The following is a 26,896-nucleotide window of genomic DNA, read 5'->3' on the forward strand; positions in this document are numbered from 1 at the left end:
GGCAGGTGGAGGGTTGTTTATGATCAACATTACCGCTATCACAACACAGCATCAGCTTTTGAAAAATATACCGATCGAACGGGTTGAACAGCCGGATATAGCGTGGTACTGGGTTGATTTTTACGGCCCGGAGGAAACGGAAACCGCGTTATTGAGAGATTTTTTTCATTTTCATCCGCTTGCGATTGAAGATTGCTTTCAGCATATGCAGCGTCCGAAGCTTGACCATTACGACGGCTATCGCTTTTACGTGCTTCATGCGCTGAATCAGGAAACACTTGAGACCGAGGAAGTCGATATCTTTCAGGGCGAAAAATTTGTCGTCACCTTTCATTTACACGAAACGCCCGGTATCGCCAAAGTCCGGGAGCGTTTATATGCTTCACCGGACATGTTTAAAAAAGGGCCGGGGCATATTTCTTACATGATCATGGATCAGCTTGTTGATGAATATTTTCCTCTGGTGTACAAAATAGAAGACCGGCTGAATGAGATTGAAGACAGCCGCAGCCACAAAACATACGGGACGCTGATGAGCGAGGTGTTTGAGCTCAGAACTGACCTATTGCATCTCAGGCGGACCATTATTCCGATGCGTGATTTGCTGTATCGGATTTTAAGCCTTGACCATGTGAAAGAGCAGCGTGAAACAAAGGCATACTTCAGCGATATTTACGATCATTTATTAAAGCTTTCAGAAATTGTGGAATCTAACCGCGACATGACGTCCGATTTGCGTGACAGCTACGTGACACTGAATTCGAACAGGATGAATGCGATTATGATGACATTGACCATCGTGTCTACGATTTTTATCCCGCTCACGTTTATCGCCGGCGTTTACGGCATGAACTTCGACAACATGCCGGAGCTTCACTGGAAATACGGATATTTCGCCGTGCTTGGCCTAATGGCCGCTCTTGTGGCCGGCATGCTGATATGGTTTGTACATAAAGGATGGTTCAACATCTTTAAATGAGGACAGCGTGAAGCTGTTCTTTTTATTTTGGTAAGCCGATTTCCAGCATATCCTGTTCATTTTGTATATAATGAAAAAAATGTTCAGGGAGTGATCATATTGAAAATCGCTGTGATCGGACTCGGCAATATGGGACAGCCCATTGCCCGGAACGTGCTTCAAGCAGGCTATCGTTTGACAGTATACAATCGGACGAAAGAAAAGACGGAAGAATTCGCATCCCAGGGCGCCCAAGTGGCAGAAACGCCGCGCCAGGCGGCCGAGACCGCTGATATTGTCGTGACAATGCTTTCCGATGACAATTCTGTCAGCAACGTGACGTTCGGCAAAGACGGATTGATTGAAGGGTTATCAGAGAATGGCATTCACATTTCGATGAGCACGATCAGTGTGGAGTTCTCAGAAAAACTTGCGGCCGCCCATGCAGAAAAAGGACAATCCTTCCTTGCGGCTCCTGTGCTGGGAAGACCGGATGCCGCCGCAAAAGCCGCGCTTCGCATTATAGCGGCAGGACCCGCGGAAGCAAAAAAAACAGCAAAACCTCTGCTCGAAAGCTTGAGTCAGCAAGTGTTTGACGTCGGCGAAGAAAGCAAAACAGCAAACGCAGCGAAAATCAGCATCAATTTCCTGCTCGTATCCATGCTGGAGGCGTTATCTGAATCATTCCTGATGATGGAGAAATACGGATTAGAGCAAAAACAATTTTTAGAGATCGCCAACGCGCTTTTCGGCTCCCCTGTATATCAAAATTACGGAACGATCATGGCCGAGCAAACATTTGAGCCGGCGGGCTTTAAAATGTCATTAGGGTTGAAGGACACCAATCTGGCGCTCGCCGCCGCGGAGCAGGTTTCTGCAAACCTCCCTCTTGCCGAGCTGGCGAAAGGCCATTTTGAAAGCGGTATTGAAAAAGGGCTTGGAAACCTAGATTGGGCCGCTTTAATAAAATGCATAGAAAAATAGTAAAAGCCTCTCCATTGCGGAGAGGCTTTCATGTTTACAAAGACGGCAGCTTCATTTCTTTCTCAAACATCAAGTCATCAATGCTTTTAAAGGTATAGCCTTGTTTTTTCAGGTCGGTAATCGCATCGTCCAGCGCCTCGGCATTGTCCTTGGAGACAGTGTGAAGCAGGTAAATCGCACCCGGATGCGCCTGTTTGATCATGTGGTCGTAGGCGTATTTTTTCCCTTTTTGATGATTGATTTTCCAGTCGACAAAAGCGACGGACCAGAAAACGGTTTGATAGCCCATGCGTTTTGTTTCTTTCAGCACATATTCACTGAACACGCCGCGCGGCGGCCGTAAGTATAGGTTGTCCTGCTTTCCCGTGATCTTATAAACTTCCTCGTTGACTGAATCAAGCTCGTCCTGAATTTGGTCTGCTGTTTTTGTCGTCAGATCCGGATGGTGAAAGGAGTGGTTGCCGATGATATGCCCTTCATCCGACATCCGTTTGATCAGCTCGGGCTGATCCTTCACGAAATGCCCGGTGACAAAAAACGTTCCTGTCACGTGATGTTTTTTTAAGACATCAAGCACCTTTGGCGTATAGCCATTTTCGTAGCCGTTATCAAATGTTAAATAAATTGTTTTTTCTTTTGTATTGCCTAAATAAAACGCGTCATATTTTTTGATCAGGCTGTTCAGCTGTTTTCCCGCATCTGGCGGCTGATGATTAACGCTTCGCTTAAAGCCCCAATTAATCGGCTCATTCAGTACCGCATCTGCCTGTTTTGCTCCTGCTGCAAGCAGGACGGCGGCGCAGCATATTGCACACATCCACTTCATGGCCAGCGCTCCTTCTGCATTTTTTCTTATTTTACAGAAAGGCGCCCTGTTTTATACTGACGCTTTATGCCAATATAAAAAACCGCGGCATGCGCGGTTTTATTCCCAGTCTTTTTTAAATCGTTCATATTTGGCTTCCAGGTCATCCAGCATGCCGATGAGCCTGTCTATATCTTCAACGTCTGTTGCTTCAGGGTCTAATGAATCGATGACGTTCATAAACATGTCTAGTCTGTTCTTTAAATAATCAAGCTGCTGATCTTTATTGTTTACTGCGTTCCCCATTCTGCGCCTCCATTCATTTTTTATTATGGTAGCTCATTTTTTGCCGTTTTTCAATCGCCCCGCTACTTGCGATCTTGGCAAATCAGGTCTAAAATTAACTGTTGGCAGCGTTAGTATGCCTCATTTATAAAGGAGTTAGATAGTCATGACACAAAACACGAAGCTGCGTCCGATTACACCTGAGTTCGACCCTTGGGAAGCCTATATGGATGTCGACCAGTATGGAGATATGCAGCTGACGAACGTTGAATTTACAACGACGACACTGTGCAATATGAGATGCGAGCATTGCGCTGTAGGCTATACATTGCAGCCCAAAGACCCGAATGCTCTGCCAATAGATCTTCTGTTAAAACGGCTGGAGGAAATTCCCCGCCTCAGATCCATCAGTATTACAGGCGGAGAGCCGATGCTTTCATTAAAATCTGTAAAGGAATATGTCGTGCCGTTATTGAAATACGCCCACGAGCGCGGGGTGCGGACCCAAATCAATTCAAACCTGACTCTCGATATCGAGCGATACGAATGGATTATTCCGTATCTTGATGTGTTACATATTTCTCATAACTGGGGAACGGTTGAAGAGTTTGCGGAAATCGGTTTTGCTATGATGGACAGAAAACCGACCTTCGAGCAGCGCGCGCGCTATTTTGATAAAATGATCGAAAACAGCCGCAAGCTAGTGGATGCTGGAGTGATGGTATCAGCGGAAACGATGCTGAACAAACGCACACTTCCGCACATTGAGCATATTCACCACCAAATCACAGAAGATATGAAATGTCAGCGTCATGAAATCCATCCGATGTATCCGAGTGATTTTGCGAGCGCCCTTGAATCTCTCAGCCTGAAGGACATGAGACAGGCGATTCACCGTTTGCTAGATATTCGTGATGAAAAGACATGGATGCTGTTCGGCACACTGCCGTTTTACGCATGCAGTCCTGATGAAGAGGATCAAGAGCTGCTTCGCCGGCTTCGCACGGCGAAAAACGTGACAGTGAGAAATGACCCTGACGGCCGGTCGCGCCTGAATGTCAATATTTTTGACGGGAATATTATTGTGACCGACTTTGGCGATACACCGCCGCTCGGCAATATACAGACGGACAGCCTGCCTTCCGCCTATCAAAAGTGGAGAGAAACAAAGCTGGCCAAAGAACTGAACTGCCACTGCCCGAATGTCCGGTGCCTCGGACCAAACGTTCTCGTCAAAAACAGCTACTACCAGGATACAGATTTTTCAAAACGTCAAGCCAGGAGTTAGATGCGGATGGAAGAAACACTTACGGAGATTTTTCAGAATAAAATCGTTGATATTCTCCTCGTCGCCGTCATTTTGTGGATCGGTGTTTTTATCATTAACCGATTGGTGCAGTTATTTTTTAAACGGACGGACTTTATTGAAGAAAGAAAAGAGAAAACCATTGAAAGCCTTGTCCGTTCTATCACCCAATATATGGCGACGATCGGTTTTATCTTTTATGTTATTTCTTTATTTGTGCATGATTTCGGCAAGATTTTAGCCGGGGCGGGCGTAGCCGGTATCGTCATCGGTTTTGGCGCCCAATCACTGATTAAGGATGTGCTGGCGGGTGTGTTTTTAATTTATGAACGCCAGCTTCATAAAGGCGATTATGTGACGGTAAACAATTTATTTAACGGCACCGTCGAAGAAATCGGCCTGCGCTCGCTGCAAATCCGTGAATGGAGCGGAAAGCTTCTCACCATCAGCAACGGCGAGGTCAGACAAATAGAAAATTATAATATTGATTTTATGCGGATTACCGAATCTTTTCTCATCAGCTTTAAAGAAGATCCAGACCGTGTATACAGTGTGCTGGAGGAAGCGTGCGACATGCTGAATGAAGAGCTTCGCGATTCACTGAAGCGGGATGAATTCGGAAACCCGACAGAGCCTTTTCAAATACACGGCATCACCGCTTTGAATAAAATCAACCGCGGGGTTGAATTTACCGTAAAGGGCATGGTCCGGGATGAAGATTATTTCAGTGCCAGCCTTGCCGCCAGACGGGTTCTCGTTCGCCAGCTGTACCAAAACAATGTGCAAATGCTTGAGGAAGCTGTAAGAATTGAAAGAACCCAATAAAAAAACTGATTCCATTATAGGAATCAGTTTTTTATTTATCTTGGCTGTGAGGAAAGCTGGAAGCTAAACGTGACATGGTCTTGAACCGGAATCCACGCGCCGATTCCCTGTGACGTGACATTTTTCACAACAAGTTTTCGTTTATTGCCTTTGAGCACTAAATAGACTTCTCCGTAAGTCACTTTCCCTTTTTCATTCACAGCCGGAGCATATGCGTTTAAATAACCGAGTTTTTTCGGAGCGACTTTATAAATTTGGTCTCGTTTTGTTCCCGCTCCGATGACCGTTTCAAATGCAAGCGGAAGATTTGTTTTTTTCATCGCCTTCAGCATCATCATGCTTTTGACATCTTCCGTGTTTGGAACTTTTGCTGTCAGGCCGCCCGTTACTCTATATTGCTGCTCTTGGGCATAATGCATTTCAGCCGTTTGTTTTCCGCCGCGGTTATCCGCGCGGTTTGTATTGATTTTTTTATATTCCCAGTTGGCGACTGTTTCATTCGATTCATATCCAAGCGCCCATTTCCCGAGAAATATTGTGGCCCGGTAGCCGACCGCAAGCGGTGTGCCAGAGACCGTAGACTCGTTCAGCATTTTGATAAGGTGCGGATTTTCGATCTGTACCTCTGATGAACTCAGCAGTTCCTTAGCCAGTTTGCTCGGCTGAAGCATCGGCTGATCCTGTGAAGCATTCGGATACGTGTTTTCTTTCGAAATGCTTGCTACAGAATTTGGCACCTTAAACTGCTTCTTCGCGTGGATGGGCTGAACGCCGAAAAAACTAAAGAATAACAACACAATAAGTGTGGAATGAAATAGCTTTTTCATCATATCACTCTTTCTATCGCATTTTCCCTTAGTCTTTTCATCCCGCTTTGTTGTTATCCATCATTTTTTCAGGTTAAAGAAGGAAAAAGCCGATTGCCATAATGACATAAGCCGCTAGCAGCGTGGCACCTTCAAACCAGTTGGAATCACCATCATTCGAAATGGCAATCATCAAGAGAACGGAAGACACCATCGCGACAAGCTCCGGCAGTGTAAACACAAGCGGCATGCTTACCGGGAAAAAGATGGAACAGATCACAAGAACCGGTGCGACAAACATAGCAATCTGCAGCGTCGAACCGACTGCAATTTCAACTGCAATATCCATTTTATTTTTATAGGCCATAATGATGGCTGACGCGTGTTCCGCCGCATTACCGACAATCGCAACGATGATGACCCCGATAAACAGCTCGCTCCAGCCGAACTGTTCAGCAACCGAGTGGAATGTGTGCACCAGGTTTTCGGATATGTACGCCACGACAATTGTTGCTGCAAACAAAACAATCGTGGCAACCTTCCCTGACCATTCCGGCTGCTCCTCTTCCTCAGGCTGGACAGCATTGTTCGGCTGATATACACCGCGGTGCGTGACAAGCTTAAAGTACAGAGCCGCCACATATAACAGAATCAAAATGATGCTGATCCCGATGCTTAAATTAAGCTTGCTTGTATCCCCCATTCCAACCGAAAACACCTCAGGAATTACGAAAGCCACAATAATGGCGAAAATCAAAAGCCCTGAATTATGGCGTGCATCATGGATATTAAACTCCTGCCGCTTGTATTTTAAACCGCCGACAAAAAACGATAAGCCCGCAACCAGCAGGAGATTTCCCAGCACTGAACCTGTTAAAGAGGCAAGCACGATTCCTGTAAGGCCTTCCTTTAATGCAAATAGCGAAATAATCAGCTCAACCGCATTCCCGAAGGTGGCGTTCAACAAACCGCCGATCCGCGGCCCGGCAATAATGGACAGCGATTCTGTCGCTCTTCCCATATAGCTTGCCAGAGCAATAATTGTTACACAATAGACTGCAAAGAGAATGGCAGAAGGCCAATGCATCAAACTGCCGATAACAGAAAGCGGAACACCAGCCGCCACTAATATAAAAAAGATACGATTCATAGTGAATTGACTCCTTTTGTATGACTTGTTTTATTTTTATTCTTCACAAAAATCATCATGATTACACGAGGTCAAATGTTTGCGCGCGATATAGGCTTTTTTCAGGTTGCCGGCTTTTGGAAATCGGTGTACGATCAACATAGATCTCACAAAGGAGAACAGACACGATGTCACGAATGCATTTTTTTATTCTGGTTTTGCTCGTTTCCATATCCGGGTTTTCACAAGGCATGCTGCTGCCCGTCATCTCAATTATCTTTGAAACAAATGGTGAATCAGCGGCGATTAACGGCCTGCATGCGACTGGACTCTACATCGGAGTGCTATTGGCTTCTCCGTTTATGGAGGCCCCGCTTAGAAAACTGGGTTTCAAACCGCTGATCGTCATTGGCGGAAGCATCGTCATTTTAAGCTTGTTCGGGTTCATTTGGCTTCAGTCGGTTTGGATGTGGTTCCTGCTTCGTCTTTTCATCGGGATCGGCGACCATATGCTTCACTTTTCTACGCAAACGTGGGTGACCTCCATGTCGTCAAAGCAAAACCGCGGGAGAAATCTTTCCATTTACGGACTCTCCTTTGGTCTTGGTTTTGCTGCGGGCCCGTTTATGGTCCCGTTTGTTAAGCTGAGTCCGGCACTGCCTTTTATCGTGTCAGGCTGCATCAGTTTGCTTGCGTGGCTCTTTGTTTTCTTGCTACAAAATGCATACCCGGAAACCAGCCCTCACGAAACCAAATCAGACAATAGTTTCAGACGCTTTTACCAGGCTATGCTGTTTGCATGGGTGGCGTTTATGCCTACGTTCGGGTACGGATTTCTGGAGACTGCATTAAACGGCAGCTTTCCTGTGTATGCGCTGCGTCTGGGTTTATCTGTGGACGCCGTCGCTTTGATTCTTCCTGCATTTGCGATCGGTAGCATTATTTTTCAATTCCCGCTCGGCATTCTCAGCGATAAATACGGAAGACGGAATGTGCTGCTTGTGATTTTGCTGACGGGGGCCTTTTGCTTTCTCATCGCTGGCGTGTTCCCTTTTCCTTACGTGATCGGCTGCTGCTTCTTTATTGCGGGCATGGCAGTCGGGTCAACCTTTACACTCGGCATCAGCTTTATGACAGACCTTCTTCCGTCCCACCTGCTTCCGGCGGGGAATTTGCTGTGCGGCATTTCATTCAGTCTCGGCAGCATTTTCGGGCCGATTGCAGGCGGCTGGTATATGCAAACCTTCGAAAGCGCTAACTTGTTTTATTTGATTACCCTCATTCTGGCCGCTGTCTGGCTCGCTATCGCTTTAGGCAAACCAAAAAGCTGGCCAGCTGCTGAGACCTATTCTTCCTCTTCATAAGAAAAAGCCTCCTGACACAAAGTCAGGAGGCTTTTGTTCTAATGATAGCCGTTTTGTCCGTTGGCACTTCCGCTTGTTTTATGACTCGATTTGCTCTTTGAGTTCTGTTTGTTATGGCTTCCGCCTTTTTTCGTATGCTTTGTCATCACGTTTTGCCCCCCGGATCATTTTTGAACTGAAGTTCCTTTATAGGGTGCGCTAATTGTAGGGATTTTCATCAGGAAGCTTTTTACGTTTATGTAAAAGCGCGTTGATTTCTCCCCCTAAAATAATTAAAATCCCGCTTAAGTAAAACCAGATCATCAGGACGATGATCCCCCCAATGCTTCCGTATGTGGCGCTATAGTTCGCAAATGTACTGACGTAAAACGAAAACAGGGTGCTGACGACAATCCAGCCGATGGCCGCAAACAGCGCACCCGGCATTACAAAGCGAAGCGACAGCTTTTTGTTAGGCGCGATGACGTACAAAGCGGAAAAAACAATCAGCAGCACAAGCGGGCTGACTCCCCAGCGGATCGCAGTCCAGATGGATAAAAACAGGTCCGAAGCGCCGACAAAGTCTGCAGCAAGCATTCCGATCTGCCGTCCGAATACCGGCAGAAGCAAGGCAACTAAAATGGTAAACACCATGGCGATCGTCAGAAAAATTGAGGTTAGACGTACAATGATAAAAGAGCGGTTTTCCTCCACTTCATACGCGTGGTTTAACGATCTGACGATGGCATTCATTCCATTAGACGCAGACCATAACGCCGCGATGATCCCGAATGACAGCAATCCGCCGTTTCGGTCATTTAATGTTTGGTGGGTAATGGATTCAACGAGGGACATCGCACTTCCGGGAGCGTATTGTTTTACAACCCCCAGCACGTCATCTGTAGAAATCGGAAGATACGCGGTGAGCGTCAGCATAAAAATCAAAAACGGAAACAGCGATAACAGAAAAAAATACGCCAGCTCCGCAGATTTGCTTTGCCCCTCATGAAGGGTGTATCTGCCGAACAGCTCTTTCAGAAAGTTCATGTCGTCTCACCTCGAATGTTTGATCATTTATCTTTTGTAAAATGTTCCTTTGTTTCCTGTACCAGCTCCATCACTTTCGGCGTTGTTTTCTTCAGCTCTTTGACTTGCTGATTAACGAAGCCGACTTCATCTGACAGCGTCTGGGCCAGCTGTTTTGCTTCATCAATTTTTGTCATGACATTGTTTTTCAATAGTTCAGGATTGTTTTTGTACAGAGACATTTTATGCTTGCACGTCATCCATCTCATGCCGCAGGCCTGTCTTGTCGGCTTATGGAGCAAGGATAGCGCCGCACCTGCCGCAGCTCCGAGAATGACACCTTTCAGCAACCAGCGTTCATTGTTCATGATGAACTCTCCTTTCCCTTACAATAGTTTTTCTTCTTGAATGGATGCAAGCAGATGCTCACAGCCTGATCTGATCAATTGATAGACCTCGTCAAAGTTCCCAGTGTAGTAAGGGTCGGGAACGTCCGCAAGATCTGAATCATCAACGTAGTCAAGCAGCCTCTTGATCTGTGCGGCTTTTTTAAAACCCGCCATGCTTCTCAGGCTTCCGATATTTTCTGCATCCATCGCAATGATGTAATCAAAATCGGTTAAATCCTGTTCGCGCACCTGGCGCGCCAGCATGCCTTCAAAGCTGATTCCTTCTCTGCGCAATATCTCCTGCGTTCCTTCATGCGGAGGATTGCCGATGTGCCAGCCGCCGATGCCGGCTGAGTCTGTTCTGATTTTCCCCTCTAATCCTTTTGTTGCTGCCAAGTCCCGAAATATCGCTTCCGCCATTGGAGACCGGCAAATGTTTCCCAAGCAAACAAATAATACGCTGATCATGTTGTGCAACCTCCCTATTCTTTGCCCATATTTCTCTAAAAAGAAACCTTTACCGCTATCTTAGTAGGATGTTCAATCACTTTTCAACTGATGTCACCACTTTTTTGAAATAAATGGACGAAATGAGAATAGGGTTTTTTTCTGATGGAATTCTGTTAGAATAAAACATACCAAATGACGCGAAAGAAAGGATGTAATCATTTGTCCAGCCAAAATACAGAAACATTAACTCAAATGATTGAAGAGATTTCACAAAAACTGAACATGCTGAATGTCGGGGTTATCAAAGCAGAAGACTTCAGCGACGAAAAAATAGAGGACCTCACCTACCTGCATAAAATGGTGATGAAAAAAGAAGCATTCAGCCCGAGCGAAATGCAGGCGATCGCTCAAGAACTTGCATCACTTCGAAAATAATGGGGCTTGCCGGCATCCGGCAAGTCTTTTTTCTTATTGATGAAGATGATTCTTTTTGCTTTCGTTTATTAGGGAGCCGGAAAGACGCGCAGCAAGGCGCCGCGCTTCCTGAGACCGGCGAATACAGCAAATGGCCGAATAAGATTTTGAAGGAGTACTAGAATGAAAACGAAATACGTCAAAACAGCAACCGGAATGTACATCAACTACTTCTTGCTCGGAATGGTCAATATCATTCTCGCATCCAACATGTCCTCCTTAACGAAACAGTGGAATACCGACCCGACAGGCATCAGTTATGTGATTGCGGCTATCGGATTCGGCAAGCTGCTGACATACGGAATATCTGGCGTTTTATCAGATAAAATAGGCAGAAAACCGCTCATTGTGGCTTCCGCCGGAATGATGGCTGTCTTTTTAATCGGTATTCCATTATCACCGAGTTATGAACTTGCGTTTGTGTTTGCTTTATTAGCCGGAGTCGCAAATTCGGCCATGGACGCAGGAACATATCCGGCTTTAACGGAGCTCTTCCCAACTGCTCCCAGCTCGGCGAATGTCTTGGTAAAAGCTTTTATGTCTCTCGGGGCCGCTCTTTTGCCGCTCCTGATTACAGTTTTGGCAGACCATAGCCTATTCTACGGATATGCATTTTATTTGCCGGCAGCTGTCTATGTGCTGAACATCCTTTGCTTATCAGCGGTTTCGCTGCCAAAAAAACAGAAACAACCCATCAGCACCGGGCAACAGGGATCTCCTGCTTTCTTATCTGAACCCGACATGAAGAAAGAAGGCGCCGCGCTGATTATCATTGGTTTTACATCAACGGCTTTATTTACAGTCTCTCAAATCTGGCTTCCAAGCTTCGCCCAAAAGGCTGTAGGGTTAGCTGAATCAGCTTCCGTACAATTGCTGAGCTACTATAGTATAGGCGCTTTGGTATCTGTTTTATTATTAGCCCTTCTGCTGAACAGATGGGTAAAACCGGTGATGATTACACTGCTGTACCCGGTTATTACATTATGTACGCTTGCCGTTATGCTGACAGTTCACGTCCCAGCTGTACTGGACATCACAGCCTTTTTCTTAGGATTTTCAACCGCGGGTGTGTTTCAAATTACCGTTACATTAATGACAGAGCTTTTCTGGAACCGCAAAGGCACTGTCACCGGAATTGTTGCGACAGCTTCAAGTATTGCGTCGATTCTGCTGCCGATTGCCACCGGGCTCATCGCAAAAGCGGGAGGCATAGCCCATATCTTTATGTTCGACTTCGGCATTGCCGTCATCGGAACAGCAGCTGCTGCCTTTTTGTATTACAGATACAATAAACTGACCGCAGGTTCCAAGCTATCATGAAAAAACGGACGTCCCCGCAGGGCGTCCGTTTTTGTTATTTTTCAAGCAGTGCCAAAGATTCGCGGTTAAATGCAGGAATGTCATCCGGCGTGCGGCTGGTGACCAATTGATTTTGGCAAACCACGACTTCCTGGTCAACGACATCGGCCCCAGCGTATTCCATATCTACACGAATGGACGTATAGCCTGTCGCTTTTCTGCCTTCCAGCGCTTTAGCAGTAATCAGCAGCTGCGGGCCGTGACAAATCGCAAATACCGGCTTTTTGTCCGTCATAAACGCTTTTGTAAACTGGACGAAACGCTCATCGGCACGAAGCTGGTCAGGTGAAAAACCTCCCGGAATTAAAAGCGCGTCAAAGTCGGAAGGGTTTACGTCATCAATGGACGCATCGACTGTGACTTGCGCATTTCCCTGCTTGCCTTTTACGGTTTTCCCTTTTTCATTTTCAATAACGGTCAGCTCATGCCCCGCTTCTTTAAATGCTTTTGCTGGTTCAGTATACTCGCTGTCTTCGAAATAATCTGTCAGCACAACTGCGATTTTTTTACCCATGATTGATAACCTCCCCCTTAATATGTCTACATAAAACACTCTACCCCAGCCACAATATAATAAACATTTTGCAGAGCTGACAAACGATAAGCATAATGACCCAATTCACATCACCCAAAGATGATACATAATACTTATTTTTCTCCCTTTTACAATAATCATAAAGAAACATCTACAAATGCTTACAAAATATTCTTACAATAGAACCAGTAACACAAATTTCGTTGAAAGGTGGAGAACTGGTGAGAATACAGAAAAGACGAAAAGACGTCAGTAACATTCTCCGTATTCTGCTGCCCCCAATTATGATACTTAGCCTAATCCTCCCAACACCGCCCGTTCATGCAGAAGAAAACATGGCTCCTCAAGTGAATCTCAGTATTTTGGCTACAACTGATATTCATGCCAACATGATGGATTACGATTACTATAGCGACAAAGAAACGACAGAATTCGGGCTTGTCAGAACGGCACAGCTGATCCAAAAGCACCGCCAGGAGAACCCAAACACCCTGCTCGTGGATAACGGTGACTTGATTCAGGGAAATCCGCTGGGCGAATACGCAGTGAAATACGAAAAAGACAACATTATCTCCGGTGCAAAAACCCACCCGATCATCAGCGTCATGAACGCGCTGAAGTATGACGCAGGAACACTTGGCAATCATGAATTCAATTACGGGCTCGACTTTCTCGACGGCACGATCAAAGGAGCCGATTTCCCGATTGTAAACGCCAATGTTAAAACAACTGGCGGCGTACACCGTTATACGCCATATGTTATTAACGAGAAAACAGTCACAGATGAAAACGGAAACGAACAGAAGATCAAAGTAGGCTACATAGGTTTTGTCCCGCCGCAAATCATGACCTGGGACAAAAAGAATCTCGAAGGACAGGTTCAGGTGCAGGATATCGTCGAATCTGCCAATGAAACGATTCCGAAAATGAAGGCAGAAGGCGCGGATGTCATTATTGCCCTTGCCCACACTGGTATTGAAAAGCAGGCGCAATCGTCAGGTGCAGAAAACGCTGTTTTTGACCTGGCCACGAAAACAAAGGGCATTGATGCGATTGTCTCGGGCCATCAGCACGGACTCTTCCCTTCCGCAGAATATGCGGGTGCCGCTCAGTTCGATGTTGAAAAAGGAACCATTAACGGCATTCCGGTCGTCATGCCAAGCAGCTGGGGCAAATACTTAGGCGTCATTGACCTCAAGCTTGAAAAAACAGACGGCTCGTGGAAGGTCGCAGATTCCAAGGGCAGCATCGAATCAATTTCCGGCAGCGTCACATCCAGAAACGAAGCCGTCACAAAAGCCATTCAGCAAACACATCAAAACACGCTGGAATATGTCAGAAAGCCTGTCGGAAAAACAGAAGCCGACATTAACAGCTTCTTTGCACAAGTCAAGGACGACCCTTCTATTCAAATTGTGACAGATGCGCAAAAATGGTACGCGGAAAATGAAATGAAGGATACCGAGTATAAAGATCTTCCGATTTTGTCAGCAGGCGCGCCGTTTAAAGCCGGCGGCAGAAACGGAGCCAATTACTATACAAACATTCCGGCCGGGGATCTTGCGATTAAAAACGTCGGAGACTTGTATCTGTACGATAATACCCTCCAAATCGTGAAGCTGACCGGTAGCGAGGTGAAGGACTGGCTCGACATGTCAGCTGGCCAATTTAATCATATCGATCCGTCAAAAGGCGGCGATCAGGCCTTGCTGAATGAGAATTTCCGCTCCTACAACTTTGACGTGATTGACGGCGTCACCTATCAGGTCGATGTCACAAAACCGGCTAAATACAACGAAAACGGAAAAGTGATTAACGCGGATTCAAGCCGGATCATCAACCTTTCCTATGAAGGCAAACCGATCAGCCCGAGCCAGGAATTTCTCGTAGTCACGAATAATTACCGGGCCTCCGGCGGCGGCGGTTTCCCTCATCTGACGAGTGATAAGATTGTCCACGGCTCCGCAGTTGAAAACAGACAGGTACTGATGGATTACATTATTGAACAGAAAACATTAAATCCAAAAGCCGATAACAACTGGTCGATTGCACCGGTTTCCGGCACGAATTTGACGTTTGAATCTTCGCTTTTAGCCAAGCCTTTTGCGGACAAAGCCGATGATGTCGCTTATGTGAGACATTCTTCAAATGAAGGCTATGGCGTGTACAAGCTTCAATTTGACGACGGTTCAGATACCGATCCTCCTGAAGGCGGATTATGGGATCTTACCGTCATGCATACAAATGATACGCATGCGCACCTTGATGACGCAGCCAGACGAATGACGAAAATCAGCGAAGTAAGAAACGAAACAGACCACAACATCCTGCTTGACGCGGGAGATGTGTTTTCCGGCGACCTGTATTTCACGAAATGGAACGGTTTAGCCGACCTGAAACTGATGAACATGATGGGTTATGACGCCATGACCTTCGGAAACCACGAATTTGATAAAGGTCCGTCCGTTCTTTCTGATTTTCTCAGCGGGAACAGCACAACTGTCGATCCGGCGAATCGCTATCACTTTGAAGCGCCTGATTTCCCAATCGTCAGCGCGAATGTGGATGTATCAAATGAACCTAAGCTAAAATCATATGTCAAAAAGCCGCAGACCTTTACTGCGGGAGAAAAGAAAGAGCCGGGCATCCATCCGTACATTCTGTTAGACGTTGACGGCGAGAAAGTGGCCGTGTTCGGACTGACAACAGAAGACACAGCCACAACATCAAGCCCGGGCAAAAGCATTGTATTTAACGACGCATTTAAAACTGCGCAGAACACCGTGAAAACGATTCAGGAAGAAGAAAAAGTAAACAAAATTATCGCGCTCACCCACATTGGGCATAACCGCGATCTTGAGCTAGCCAAAAAAGTGAAGGGCATTGACTTGATCATCGGCGGACACACCCACACTCTCGTGGACAAAATGGAGGTCGTGGAAAACGACGAACCGACAATCGTGGCGCAGGCAAAAGAATACGGCCAATTCTTAGGGCGTGTCGATGTCGCATTTGATGATGACGGCGTCGTTCAAACAGACAAATCAAATCTAAGCGCACTGCCGATTGATGAGAATACTGAAGAAAACGCGGAAGTAAAAGAAGAGCTCGATCAGTTCAAAAAAGAATTAGAGGACGTCAAAAATGAAAAAGTCGGCTACACGGATGTAGCCCTTGACGGCCAGCGTGAGCATGTGCGCACGAAGGAAACCAATCTCGGAAACTTCATCGCGGACGGCATGCTTGCAAAAGCGAAAGAAGCATCCGGCGCCAACATTGCGATTACAAATGGCGGCGGCATCAGAGCAGGCATTGACAAAGGCGATATCACTCTCGGCGAAGTACTGAACGTGATGCCGTTCGGCAACACGCTTTACGTGGCTGATTTGACCGGAAAACAAATCAAAGAAGCTCTTGAACAAGGATTAAGCAATGTGGAGAACGGAGGCGGGGCCTTCCCTCAGGTGGCTGGAATTGAATATACCTTTACATTAAACAACGAACCTGGACACCGTGTTTTAGACGTGAAAATCGAATCGCCTAACGGAGACAAAGTTGATCTGAATACAGATGATACCTACCGCGTCGCAACAAATCATTTTGTCGGCGGCGGTGGAGACGGATACTCTGTCTTTACGGAAGCTTCTCATGGTGAAGACCTCGGCTACGTAGATTATGAGATTTTCACCGAGCAGCTGAAAAAGCTTGGTGACAAGGTCTCTCCTAAAATGGAAGGACGGATCAAAGAAGTATTCCTGCCGACAAAGCAGAAGGATGGCAGCTGGACACTCGATGAAGACAAATTTGCGATTTATGCCAAAAACGCCAACAAGCCGTTTGTCTATTATGAAACGTCTGAAGGATCACAAGAGAAACCAATCAATCTAAAAATGAAAAAAGACCAGGTCAAGCTATTGAAGGATAGAGAATTAGATCCTTCCCTGACGGTGTTCAACTACTGGTACAGCATGAAGCTTCCAATGGCGAACATCAAAACCGCGAACACTGAAATCGGAATCAAATCTAAGGGAGAATTAAACGTCTCCCTATCAAATGTATATGACTTTACAGTGAAGCAAAAAGGAAAAGAAGTGAAATCATTCAAGGAACCGGTTGAGCTATCGCTTCGGATGTTTGATATTGAAGAAGCTCACAACCCTGCCATTTACCATGTCGACCGGAAAAAGAAAACTTTTACAAAGACAGAAAAGGGATCAGTTGACGACGATATTGTAACAGGATACACAAACCACTTCAGCGAATACACGATCTTAAATTCCGGTGCTCACGATAAACCGCCGGCGTTCCCGTCCGATCAGCCGACAGGCGGCGATGACGACGGCAAGAATGGCGGAGGGTCCGACAATCCAGGCGGAAAGCAGCCGAATGATGGCAAAGGCGGCGATCAAACACCCCCCGGCACTGAACCAACAAATGGATCGGGCGGATCGGGAACCGATGGACCGGCTGGCGGCTTGCTTCCTGACACAGCCACCTCCATGTATTCCATCCTGCTGGCCGGATTTCTGATCAGCGCACTCGGAACAGCATTATATTTGCATCAGCGAAGAAAACAGAACAGAGCGAATGAAGCATAAAAAAAGCTGCTCGTTATCGAGCAGCTTTCTTTTTTATACCCACTTCACAACATCTTCAACAGCAGATCTTGTTTTCGGACGAGGGTCTCGCACACGGTAGCCGAACGCCACCATAACAGAAATATCAAAGCTTCCGTTTTCCAGAAGGCCTTCCTCTTCAAGGATGCGATGAATTTCATCATATTGGAAGCCTTCCACAGGGCAGGAATCAACGCCGATTTGCGCAGCGGCTGTCATCATGTTGCCAAGCGCAATATAGGTTTGTTTGGATGCCCAGTCAAACAGGGTTCTGTCGCTTTCAAGCAAATGCAAATCGTGCTTCTGGAACTCCTCTGTTTTGCTGAGATAGCCTTCATACACGTCTTGCGGCATTTGTTTTACTTCTTTTAAATGACGTTTGATGTAGTCCGCATTATATTTCATATCCTTCGCTGTACGCGCCAGAATCAGGACGAAATGGCTTGCTGTCGGAAGCTGCTTTTGCGCGCCCCATGTGTATTCGCGAAGCTTTTCGCGGAATTCGGGATTTTGGACAACAACGAATTTCCAAGGCTCAAGGCCGAGTGAACTTGGAGATAGTCTTCCTGTTTCTAAAATAAATTCAAAATCGCTGTCTGATACTTTTTTATTCGGGTCAAATTCCTTTGTCGCATGTCTGAAATTGTATGCGTCCAGAATTTGTTTCTTTACATCTGCCATGTTAAGCACCTCTCCTTTTGGTTACTCTCACTTCTATTGTAGCCATTCTCATAAAAAGTAAAAGTACGCACATTTTTGTATGATAGTATCAATTTTGATACCAAGAGAAAAAAGCGCTCTGCCGCAGGCAGGCGCTCTTTATTTTCCCCGTCGCGCAAAATCGACAAACCTGAATTTGTCCAGACGGTGTCTGCTTTCCGTATATTGAAAGAGACTTGTATCCTCTAAAAAGACATAGTTTCTCACAACCACCATATGGTCATAGCCGCGTAAATCAAGCAATTCCCTGTCCTCATCCGTACACGGCTCGGCCACAATTTCTTTCTGCGCGTAACTGATCGAAAGACCAAGCTCTCCTTCAATATATTCATAAATGGAGTTTTCGCAAATTTCTTTCGTCAGGTGAGGCACATGCTTTCTGAAAAAGTAGTCCTTGTCCAAAATGACATGCTCCCCGTCAATCTTTCTTGACCTGATCACTTCCCATATGTCATCATCCGGCTGTGCCCGAAGTTGTTTTTGGATCAGATCTGACGGGGGCACCAGCCCGAATTTGTGAACGGCTGTTTTCGTTTCTTTCCCCAAAGTTTGCGCCAGTTCCTTGAAGCTGACAAGCCCAGAGACCGGAAACTGCATTTTTTCACGGTTGAGAATCACGGAGCCTTTCCCCCTGATTTTCTGGATATATCCATTTTGAGCCAGCATGTGAAGCGCCTTTCGAACCGTTTCTCTTGATGTGCCGTACTGTGCGGTCAATTCATGTTCAGACGGAAGAATCTCCTCCGCCTTCCATCGGCCGTCTTCAATTTGCTGTGCGATGTCTTTATAGATTGTGATAAATTTATTCACCTTCATTTATGACCACCCAGCTTAGTTTAGCACGGTTTTGTTAAATGATAAACAATGGACTCATACGGTCGGAGCGTCATATTCTTCAGTTCTTCTCTCTCTTCATCGTTTGTCAGAAGCACCTCTGCCTTCCACTCGCCGGGCTTCAGCGTGTCCGGCAGTGTAAAGGCTGCCTCCGTCCCGTAAAAATTATTGATGATGAGCAGCTTCTCATTTTCGCCATGTCTCATATACGCAAAAACGTTCGGATCATCCTTTGCGATCAGTTCATACGTTCCCTCCGTGACAATGTCATAGGTTTTTCGGATCTGGATCAGCTTCTGGTAGTGATAAAAGACCGAGTGTTTGTCCTTCAGCGCCGCCTCGGCATTGATCTCCCGGTAATTGCCGGCGGCCGGTATCCATGGCGTGCCTGTTGTAAATCCGGCATTCGGCGTATCATCCCACTGGACGGGTGTTCTGGAATTGTCACGGGATTTTTCCTGTAAAATGGCTAAAATCTCTTTCTCCGCCATGCCTTTTTTCTTGAAGGCGTGATACATGTTCAGCGACTCGACATCCCGATAGGAGCTGATGCCGGTAAACTTCGGATTGGTCATGCCGAGCTCTTCACCCTGATAAATATAAGGCGTGCCCTGCATCATATGAATGGCCGTCGCAAGCATTTTTGCTGATTTCACCCGATATGGACCGTCATTTCCATATCTCGATACAATGCGCGGCTGATCGTGATTGCACCAGAACAAAGCGTTCCAGCCCCCTCCCGCCTGCATCTCCGTCTGCCACACGGATAAGATCTCCTTCAGCTTCAGAAAATCGAACGGAGCCAAGGCCCATTTTTCTCCGTTTGGATAATCGACCTTGAGATGATGGAAGTTAAACGTCATATCAAGCTCTTCATTGCCCGGATTTGTATAACGGATGCAATGGTCAATCGATGTAGAAGACATCTCACCGACCGTCATGCTGTCATAATGTGAAAACACCTTTTCGTTCATTTCATGCAGAAATTCATGCACCCGCGGCCCGTCAGTGTAAAAGGTACGGCCATCATCGCCGTCTTCCGCATTCGGAAAGCGCTGGTCTTTTGAAATCAGATTAATGACATCAAGCCTGAAGCCATCAATTCCTTTTTCAAACCAAAAATGCATCATCTCATAGACATGCTTTCTGACCTCTTCATTTTCCCAATTCAAATCAGCCTGTGTGACATCAAACAGGTGCAGATAATATTGGCCTGAAGCTTCGTCAAGCTTCCATGCCGAGCCGCCGAATTTCGATTCCCAGTTTGTCGGGGCTGTGCCGTCTTCGTTCGGGTTTTTCCATATATAAAAATCACGGTATGGGCTGTCTTTTGAAGAAATCGCCTCTCTAAACCATTTGTGCTCAGTTGACGTATGATTGACCACTAGATCCATGACGACTTTTAAGCCTCTTTTGTGCGCTTCAGCTAATAAGCGTTCAAAATCTTCCATTGTGCCGTACTCTTGATAAATCGTGAAGTAATCCCGAATATCATACCCATTATCATGCTGCGGCGAGTCGTAAATCGGCGTTAGCCAAAGAACATCAACCTGAAGCGTTTTTAAGTAATCAAGCTTTTCAATAATTCCATTCAAATCGCCAATGCCGTTTCCCGTCGTATCTTTAAAGCTTTTCGGATAAATTTGATAAACCACGGCTTTTTTCCACCATGGTGTTTGTTCTGTTTTCATCTGTCTCCACCACCGTCTTTTTTAATGAAAATGGGAAAAAGGGACCGTCAAAAACACGTCCCGCTCCCCTTTGTTATTTACGTTTCAGTCGCGCATAAGCGTATGTTCCGGCAAACGGAACAATCAAGACAATCGCCATTCCGATTGCGAATGCACCCCAGTACTGGCTCATAATCGAGAAAATGCCGGGCACGCCGCCAACACCGACGGAGCTAGCCAAAACGCCTTGAGATGAGATATACATCCCGGCCAGCCCTGAGCTGATCATCGCAATGATAAACGGAAATTTGTAGCGAAGGTTCACCCCGAATATGGCAGGCTCTGTAATGCCCAGATAAGCGGAAATGCCTGATGTTAAGGAAAGACCTTTTTGTTTCTCATCCTTTACGATAAACATCATCGCCAGCGCCGCTGATCCTTGGGCGATATTTGAAAGCGCCAGCATCGGCCATAAAAATGTGCCTCCGAGCTTAGAGCCGATCAGCTGCAGATCAACTGCCAAAAACGTATGATGCATTCCGGTAATCACCAGCGCTGAGTATAAGCCGCCGTACAGCAGCCCGCCCAGCGCGGCAAATGAGCCGAACACCGAGATAAGCCCCGAAGTTAACACATTCCCGATCGCAAATGTGACCGGACCGATAATGATAAAGGACGCAAAACCTGTCACGAGCAGCGTAATCGGCGCGACGACTAAAAGCTGTATCCCCTCGGGTGTCCGTTTCGTCAAAAACAATTCAATCTTGGCGAGCAAATACGAAGCGAGCAAAATCGGGAGCACCTGCCCCTGGTAGCCGACCTTCTGCACTTCAAGGCCGAAAAGATTCCATACAGGGATCTCTCCGCTTTGTTCCGCAGCGCCATACCCCCACGCATTCAGTAAATCAGGATGCACGAGCATAACGCCGAGCACAATGCCGAGGAGCGGATTGCCGCCAAACCGCTTCACCGCCGACCAGCCGATCAGCGCTGGCAGGAACGTAAAGGCCGTGCCTGCGATTAAATTGATCATATTGGCAAGATCCGCCCACTGCGGGTACACCTGCACAATCGATTTTGTACTGAAGAAAATCCCCTGCGCCGTTAAGATATTGTTGATTCCCATTAAGAGACCCGCCGTGACAATCGCCGGCAAAATCGGAATAAAGATACCTGCAAGCGTTTTCACAGCACGCTGCAAAGGATTCATATTTTTTTCTGAGGCCTTCTTCACATCGTCCTTTGTTGACTCGCCAATCCCCGTTTCCTTGACCAGTTCCGCATATACTTTGTTGACTGTTCCCTGGCCGATCACAACCTGAAACTGTCCGTTTGTCGAAAACGATCCCTTTACAACATCGATTTGATCCAGCGCCTCTTGGTCAACCTTGCTTTCATCTATTAACGCGAAGCGTAAACGTGTTACACAATGAGTTGCCGCTGCAATATTTTCAGCACCGCCGACTGCTTCAACAATTTGCCGTGCTGATCTGTTCAGTTCCCCCATGCCAACCCCTCCGTTTGATAACTTGTATATACAACTTATGTTTATATTGTAGTCCTGTATATACATGTAGTCAACAACTTTTTGTAGCGCTTTCATACTATTCGTAAAGTCATAGAATGGCTTAACAGAAAGGTTACTCTAAAAAGCTAGCAAATGTTTTGAGAGGTGAGCCCTATGAATAAACACGAGAATGCCCTGCAAGTTCCTCCGTGAGCTCGAGGCCAACAAGGAAGGGCCGATTTCTCCTATCTCAAGGAAAACACTATTAACAGAAAGCTGCTCAGAGATATCGTGTTTAGAGGGTTTGACTTCGGAAATGGACTGTGCGGATTTGTTGTATATATCGAAGGAATCGTAAAATCTGAATCTATTCAGGATCACGCCCTCCCTCCTTTTTGCGGCATCTGAAGGATGAAATAGAGAAAGACGAGGAATCTCTGCCAATACGCTGTCTATTTCCAGTGTATTGGCAGAGACGAGTTTGAAACTATTATTTTGTCGACGTCAAAATGCCTGATTGTAAAAATGAAAGGCGGCTAAAGGAGAAGCATTGAAGAACCGATCGCCGAGTCCGCCATCAGAGGTTCAAGAGAGGCTTTACTTACAGAAAGCCTCAGAGTCAATAACGCTCATTAATGTGGTGATGCGATCTTGCTGCCTTTGTTCATCTAATTGATCATCAAGAGTAAGACGATGTTGAGTTCCAAAAACCCTAAGAGTTTTCAGCTTCTTTTGTCTGGTAAACAGCACTCTGTTTCGTTTTTCTTCTATCTTTCAGGTAATACTGTTCAGATGTGAAAAATTCGGTATACAGCGCTTTTACCTTCTTGCTCAATAATAACAGCGCAATCACATTCGGAACGAGGATGAAAACTAACGCTAAGTCCAGAAAGCCCCAGATGGCTTTTGCTCCGCCGGCGGCACCTATGATAATAGCCGCTAAATAGACGAATTTAATGACATGTCCCGACAGCCTTCCGAATAGAAATTCAGCTTGTTTTACGCCGTAAAATATGACAACCATAATGGTCGAGACAACAAAAAAGACGAGAGAAATCGAAACGAAGTACCCTCCGCCAGCTCCGAAATAATGCTGAAATGCAGCCGTAGTCAGTGCTGCTGGGTCACTTGAGGCGTTCTTCCCTGTCCAGACACCGGATGCAAGGACGACAAATGCCGTGGTGGTGCAGATGATCAAGGTATCAATGACAATGCCGATCACAGACCAGAAGCCTTGTCTTACGGGGTGGTCAGTCATTGCCGCCGCATGTGCAATCGGGGCGGTTCCCATCCCGGCTTCATTAGAATACAGGCCGCGGGCAAACCCCCAGCGGATGGTTTCAGCCAAGGCAGCGCCTGCAAATCCTCCTGCTGCCGAAGAAGAAGTAAACGCATTCGAAAATATGAGAGAGAAAAACGCCGGAACAGATGAAAGATTCATAAGAACAATCAGGAGACCGGCTCCCGCGTATGCACCTGCCATGAGAGGCACAACAAACTCAGTTACTTTTCCGATCCGCTTCACCCCGCCAATTACAACTAAACCAATCAAAAACGCGATGCCGATTCCGGCGTATATTTTATTGAAAGAAAACGTTTCGGCAAGAGAGACTGAAACTGAATTCCCCTGAACCATTATGCTTGGAATCAGCTCTACGATCAGTGCAACAGAAAAAAACACGCCGAGCCATTTCATGCGCAGCCCTTTTGTTATGTAATACATCGGTCCCCCGACAAATTCACCCTGCTCATTTTTTTCTCTGTAATGAACCGCAAGCACACTTTCTGAAAACTTAATTGCCATAGCAAATAAGGCAACCAGCCACATCCAAAAAACAGCCCCGGGACCGCCAAACATGATAGCCGCAGGCACTCCGACAATGTTCGCCGCCCCAATCGTCGAACTGAGGGCTGATGTCAATGCCTGAAGCGGCGTAACTGTCCCCTCTCCCTTTGGCTTTTTTCCTACGCTGCCGATCGTCTGCTTCAAAATGTATAAAGGATAGCGAAATTGAAAAAACTTCAGCAAAATGGTGAAGTACAATCCCGTCCCCGTCAGTAAGATAATTAGCGGCGGCCCCCACAGCCAATCAGATATACGCTCTACCCATTCTAATAGTTGTTCCATCCCATCACCCTTTCCCGTTTATGGGTCAATTCCCCACAGATGGAAAAACATAAACCTTTTAGGGCAGACAGAACTGAGTCAAATTGAGGAAGAAAGGAAGCTGGACGGCTAAAAAACATCGCCTGACAAGGAAAACTAAGTGGAAGAAGGTCTGTTTGGCCCCAGCCGCTCATATACTTGATTCTTATAAAACGATGACGCTGGTTTGGAAAACATACCTTTTTTGTCGGCAAGCTTATCGAGCATCAGCTGCTTTTCTGATTTTTTTCTTACTAATTGCTCACGTTCCTTTTCGTCATAGCACTTGGAGATTAAATGGTTAAGGGTCATAAGCTCTTTTTTCAGTGCACCCTCATCCTCAGCTATCCCTGCATTTTTTAACATTCGGTAGCCCATCCGCAGGGATTCCGGCAAGTGGGCCGCATCATCCTTTGGCAGCGGTTTTCCCATTCCCGGCAGGTTGTCAAATTCTCCGTCTTTGATGGCGCGTTTAATCTTATCTTCAGACACAATATGAGAATAATCCATCGTCCCACCTCTTTTCATTAATGAACATATTTTATCATACAGCTGTCACAAACCATATTATTCCTTTATTTACAGTAAGAAACCTGCTTTTACATCTGGCAAATCCCTAAGAAAACGTTGATTCGACGGCGTTTTTCGCCACTTTTTCCATCGGACGATTTTCACTTTTCTAATCCGCTGATTCGTGTTATATTGGATACGTTCGTTTTTTCTATCGTTTCGCTCGAACTGTGATCGGAAAAAAGGAGTGTAACAATGAAAACATTTATAAAAGAAAGAGGACTGGCCTTCTTCTTAATTGCGGTCGTCCTGTTATGGGTAAAGACGTATGTCGGTTATGTCCTGAACTTCAATTTAGGAATAGACAACACGATCCAGAAAATATTGCTTTTTGTGAATCCGCTCAGCTCAAGCTTATTCTTTCTTGGATTTGGACTTTTGTTCAAGAAAAAATTACAGCAGACAGCCATCATAGTGATTCATTTTTTAATGTCTTTTTTACTGTACGCAAACATTGTGTATTACCGATTCTTCAATGATTTTATTACGATTCCGGTCATTATGCAGGCTAAAACAAACGGCGGCCAACTCGGTGACAGCGCATTTTCGCTGATGAGACCGACTGACGCCTTTTACTTTATCGATACGATCATTCTGATTATCTTAGCGATTAAAGTGAACAAGCCTGCCGATACGTCTAACAAAAAATCATTCCGAATCGTTCTTGCGTCTTCGATTCTCGTTTTCTTAATCAACCTGGCAGTTGCGGAGTCAGACCGTCCTGAATTGCTGACGAGATCATTTGACCGAAACTATCTTGTCAAATATTTAGGAACATACAATTTCACGATTTATGACGCTGTGCAGAATGTCAAATCCAACAGCCAGCGCGCACTTGCCGATTCAAGCGACGTAACGGAAGTTGAGAACTACATGAAAGCCAATTACGATGTGCCGAACAATGTGTATTTCGGCAAAGCGGAAGGAAAAAACGTCATTTACGTTTCACTTGAATCTTTACAGTCCTTTATCATCGACTATAAAATTGATGGCAAAGAAGTGACACCGTTCTTAAATAAACTGGCGCACGATAACGAAACGTTCTACTTTGATAACTTTTTCCACCAAACAGGACAAGGTAAAACATCGGATGCAGAATTTATGATGGAAAACTCTCTGTACCCGCTGGCTCAGGGTTCCGTTTTCGTGAACAAAGCGCAAAACACGCTTCAATCCGTTCCGGCGATTTTGAAGTCTAAAGATTACACATCTGCTACGTTCCACGGGAATACGCAGACGTTCTGGAACCGAAACGAAATGTACAAAGCGGAAGGCATTGATAAGTTCTTCGACTCTGCTTACTATGATATGAACGAAGAAAACACGAAAAACTACGGCATGAAAGATAAACCGTTCTTTAAAGAATCAATGCCGCTGTTAGAAAGCCTGCCGCAGCCGTTCTATACGAAGTTCATTACGCTGTCTAACCACTTCCCATTCGGAATGGATGAGGGGGATACTGACTTCCCGGCTGGAGACTTTGGCGACTCTGTCGTCAACAACTACTTCCAGTCAGCCCATTACCTTGATCAGTCCATTGAACAATTTTTCAATGACCTGAAAAAAGACGGGTTATATGATAAATCGGTTATCGTGATGTACGGAGACCACTACGGCATCTCTGAAAACCACAATAACGCGATGGCGAAAGTGCTTGGCAAAGACGAAATTACCGATTATGACAACGCCCAGCTTCAGCGGGTGCCGCTCTTTATCCACGCTGCCGGCGTGAAGGGCGAAAAAGTTCATAAATATGCCGGAGACGTCGATGTGGCTCCAACCCTTCTGCATTTGCTCGGAGTGGATACGAAAGACTACTTGATGTCCGGTTCTGATATTTTATCTAAAGAACACCGTGAAGTAATTCCGTTCCGCAACGGAGACTTTATATCACCGAAGTACACGAAAATATCCGGCAAGTACTATGACACAAAAACCGGGAAACAGCTTGATGAATCTGAGATCGACAAGTCAGAAGACTCACTCGTCAAGAAGGAACTCGAAATGTCCGATAAAATCATAAACGGAGACCTGCTGCGTTTCTACAACCCGAAAGGTTTTACAAAGGTGAACCCTTCCGATTATGATTACACAAAACACGGCGAGGATTCAGAGACGTCAACAGAAGACGAAGATAAATAAGAAAAAAGCAGAGAGGC

23 protein-coding genes are annotated in these 26,896 nt (G+C 45.9%); 9 read left to right on the top strand and 14 right to left on the bottom strand.

What is annotated here, in order from left to right; genetic code table 11:
* Window positions 1-19 precede the first annotated feature (19 nt).
* Together corA and CJU60_RS18865 are read left to right on the top strand one after the other, a co-directional pair.
* Entirely contained in the window at window positions 20-979 is a 960-nt protein-coding gene (corA, locus tag CJU60_RS18860) for a magnesium/cobalt transporter CorA (RefSeq protein WP_095714621.1), read from the top strand.
* Window positions 980-1,078: 99 nt separating this feature from the next.
* Window positions 1,079-1,942: an NAD(P)-dependent oxidoreductase gene (locus tag CJU60_RS18865; protein ID WP_095714622.1), complete on the top strand. Its 864-nt coding sequence runs from the start codon at window positions 1,079-1,081 to the stop codon at window positions 1,940-1,942.
* A gap of 34 nt (window positions 1,943-1,976) precedes the next feature.
* Here CJU60_RS18865 and pdaA read toward each other — a convergent pair whose 3' ends face one another.
* On the bottom strand, window positions 1,977-2,768 hold the full coding sequence (gene pdaA / locus CJU60_RS18870; RefSeq protein ID WP_095714623.1) for a delta-lactam-biosynthetic de-N-acetylase: 792 nt from the start codon (window positions 2,766-2,768) through the stop codon (window positions 1,977-1,979).
* A 99-nt stretch (window positions 2,769-2,867) separates the two neighbouring features.
* The gene (locus tag CJU60_RS18875) at window positions 2,868-3,053 is read right to left on the bottom strand and encodes an SE1561 family protein (protein WP_010333401.1); all 186 of its coding nucleotides are present in this window, start codon (window positions 3,051-3,053) and stop codon (window positions 2,868-2,870) included.
* A 145-nt stretch (window positions 3,054-3,198) separates the two neighbouring features.
* Between CJU60_RS18875 and yfkAB the strand changes: the two genes are divergently transcribed.
* Together yfkAB and mscC are read left to right on the top strand one after the other, a co-directional pair.
* The gene (yfkAB, locus tag CJU60_RS18880; protein WP_095714624.1) at window positions 3,199-4,320 is read left to right on the top strand and encodes a radical SAM/CxCxxxxC motif protein YfkAB; all 1,122 of its coding nucleotides are present in this window, start codon (window positions 3,199-3,201) and stop codon (window positions 4,318-4,320) included.
* Complete coding sequence (mscC, locus tag CJU60_RS18885; RefSeq protein WP_081638252.1) at window positions 4,321-5,163, top strand: mechanosensitive ion channel protein MscC; 843 nt, start codon at window positions 4,321-4,323, stop codon at window positions 5,161-5,163.
* Window positions 5,164-5,198: 35 nt separating this feature from the next.
* Here mscC and CJU60_RS18890 read toward each other — a convergent pair whose 3' ends face one another.
* Together CJU60_RS18890 and cax are read right to left on the bottom strand one after the other, a co-directional pair.
* Window positions 5,199-5,993: a YfkD famly protein gene (locus CJU60_RS18890; RefSeq protein ID WP_081638251.1), complete on the bottom strand. Its 795-nt coding sequence runs from the start codon at window positions 5,991-5,993 to the stop codon at window positions 5,199-5,201.
* Between the two features lie 70 nt (window positions 5,994-6,063).
* A complete protein-coding gene (gene cax, locus CJU60_RS18895; protein WP_024120588.1) occupies window positions 6,064-7,119 on the bottom strand; it encodes a calcium/proton exchanger in 1,056 nt (351 codons plus the stop codon).
* A 167-nt stretch (window positions 7,120-7,286) separates the two neighbouring features.
* Here cax and CJU60_RS18900 point away from each other — a divergent pair, with 167 nt between their 5' ends.
* Window positions 7,287-8,462 (top strand): MFS transporter, encoded by a 1,176-nt coding sequence (locus tag CJU60_RS18900; protein ID WP_095714625.1) that lies wholly within the window; start codon window positions 7,287-7,289, stop codon window positions 8,460-8,462.
* 198 nt (window positions 8,463-8,660) lie between these two features.
* On the opposite strand, the gene CJU60_RS18905 is transcribed toward CJU60_RS18900, so the two are convergent.
* The 3 genes from CJU60_RS18905 to CJU60_RS18915 are packed head-to-tail and all read right to left on the bottom strand — an operon-like array spanning window position 8,661 to window position 10,324.
* Window positions 8,661-9,488, bottom strand: a complete 828-nt coding sequence (locus CJU60_RS18905) for a YihY family inner membrane protein (protein WP_024120586.1) — start codon at window positions 9,486-9,488, stop codon at window positions 8,661-8,663.
* 23 nt (window positions 9,489-9,511) lie between these two features.
* The gene (locus CJU60_RS18910; protein WP_095714626.1) at window positions 9,512-9,835 is read right to left on the bottom strand and encodes a hypothetical protein; all 324 of its coding nucleotides are present in this window, start codon (window positions 9,833-9,835) and stop codon (window positions 9,512-9,514) included.
* Between the two features lie 18 nt (window positions 9,836-9,853).
* A complete protein-coding gene (locus CJU60_RS18915; RefSeq protein ID WP_010333392.1) occupies window positions 9,854-10,324 on the bottom strand; it encodes a low molecular weight protein-tyrosine-phosphatase in 471 nt (156 codons plus the stop codon).
* Window positions 10,325-10,525: 201 nt separating this feature from the next.
* On the opposite strand from CJU60_RS18915, the gene CJU60_RS18920 reads away from it, so the two are divergent.
* The gene (locus CJU60_RS18920) at window positions 10,526-10,741 is read left to right on the top strand and encodes a DUF1128 domain-containing protein (protein ID WP_010333391.1); all 216 of its coding nucleotides are present in this window, start codon (window positions 10,526-10,528) and stop codon (window positions 10,739-10,741) included.
* A 162-nt stretch (window positions 10,742-10,903) separates the two neighbouring features.
* Window positions 10,904-12,100, top strand: a complete 1,197-nt coding sequence (locus tag CJU60_RS18925; RefSeq protein WP_095714627.1) for an MFS transporter — start codon at window positions 10,904-10,906, stop codon at window positions 12,098-12,100.
* 34 nt (window positions 12,101-12,134) lie between these two features.
* On the opposite strand, the gene CJU60_RS18930 is transcribed toward CJU60_RS18925, so the two are convergent.
* A complete protein-coding gene (locus CJU60_RS18930; RefSeq protein ID WP_059336024.1) occupies window positions 12,135-12,653 on the bottom strand; it encodes a type 1 glutamine amidotransferase domain-containing protein in 519 nt (172 codons plus the stop codon).
* A gap of 242 nt (window positions 12,654-12,895) precedes the next feature.
* Between CJU60_RS18930 and CJU60_RS18935 the strand changes: the two genes are divergently transcribed.
* Window positions 12,896-17,272: a multifunctional 2',3'-cyclic-nucleotide 2'-phosphodiesterase/3'-nucleotidase/5'-nucleotidase gene (locus CJU60_RS18935; RefSeq protein WP_095714628.1), complete on the top strand. Its 4,377-nt coding sequence runs from the start codon at window positions 12,896-12,898 to the stop codon at window positions 17,270-17,272.
* A 33-nt stretch (window positions 17,273-17,305) separates the two neighbouring features.
* Here the strand turns inward: CJU60_RS18935 and CJU60_RS18940 are convergent, their stop codons facing one another.
* From CJU60_RS18940 to CJU60_RS18970, 6 genes are all read right to left on the bottom strand, one after another.
* Window positions 17,306-17,971, bottom strand: a complete 666-nt coding sequence (locus tag CJU60_RS18940) for an NAD(P)H-dependent oxidoreductase (protein ID WP_038954167.1) — start codon at window positions 17,969-17,971, stop codon at window positions 17,306-17,308.
* 138 nt (window positions 17,972-18,109) lie between these two features.
* The gene (gene treR, locus CJU60_RS18945) at window positions 18,110-18,826 is read right to left on the bottom strand and encodes a trehalose operon repressor (protein ID WP_024120578.1); all 717 of its coding nucleotides are present in this window, start codon (window positions 18,824-18,826) and stop codon (window positions 18,110-18,112) included.
* Between the two features lie 20 nt (window positions 18,827-18,846).
* Window positions 18,847-20,535, bottom strand: a complete 1,689-nt coding sequence (gene treC / locus CJU60_RS18950) for an alpha,alpha-phosphotrehalase (RefSeq protein WP_095714629.1) — start codon at window positions 20,533-20,535, stop codon at window positions 18,847-18,849.
* Between the two features lie 73 nt (window positions 20,536-20,608).
* A complete protein-coding gene (gene treP, locus CJU60_RS18955; RefSeq protein ID WP_095714630.1) occupies window positions 20,609-22,021 on the bottom strand; it encodes a PTS system trehalose-specific EIIBC component in 1,413 nt (470 codons plus the stop codon).
* Between the two features lie 712 nt (window positions 22,022-22,733).
* Window positions 22,734-24,149 (bottom strand): alanine/glycine:cation symporter family protein, encoded by a 1,416-nt coding sequence (locus tag CJU60_RS18965; RefSeq protein ID WP_095714631.1) that lies wholly within the window; start codon window positions 24,147-24,149, stop codon window positions 22,734-22,736.
* A 135-nt stretch (window positions 24,150-24,284) separates the two neighbouring features.
* Window positions 24,285-24,677, bottom strand: a complete 393-nt coding sequence (locus CJU60_RS18970; RefSeq protein WP_095714632.1) for a DnaJ family domain-containing protein — start codon at window positions 24,675-24,677, stop codon at window positions 24,285-24,287.
* Between the two features lie 255 nt (window positions 24,678-24,932).
* Here CJU60_RS18970 and ltaS point away from each other — a divergent pair, with 255 nt between their 5' ends.
* Entirely contained in the window at window positions 24,933-26,879 is a 1,947-nt protein-coding gene (gene ltaS / locus CJU60_RS18975) for a lipoteichoic acid synthase (RefSeq protein ID WP_024120574.1), read from the top strand.
* Window positions 26,880-26,896 lie beyond the last annotated feature (17 nt).

Source organism: Bacillus sp. 7705b (assembly GCF_002289525.1).
Taxonomy (GTDB): domain Bacteria; phylum Bacillota; class Bacilli; order Bacillales; family Bacillaceae; genus Bacillus; species Bacillus halotolerans.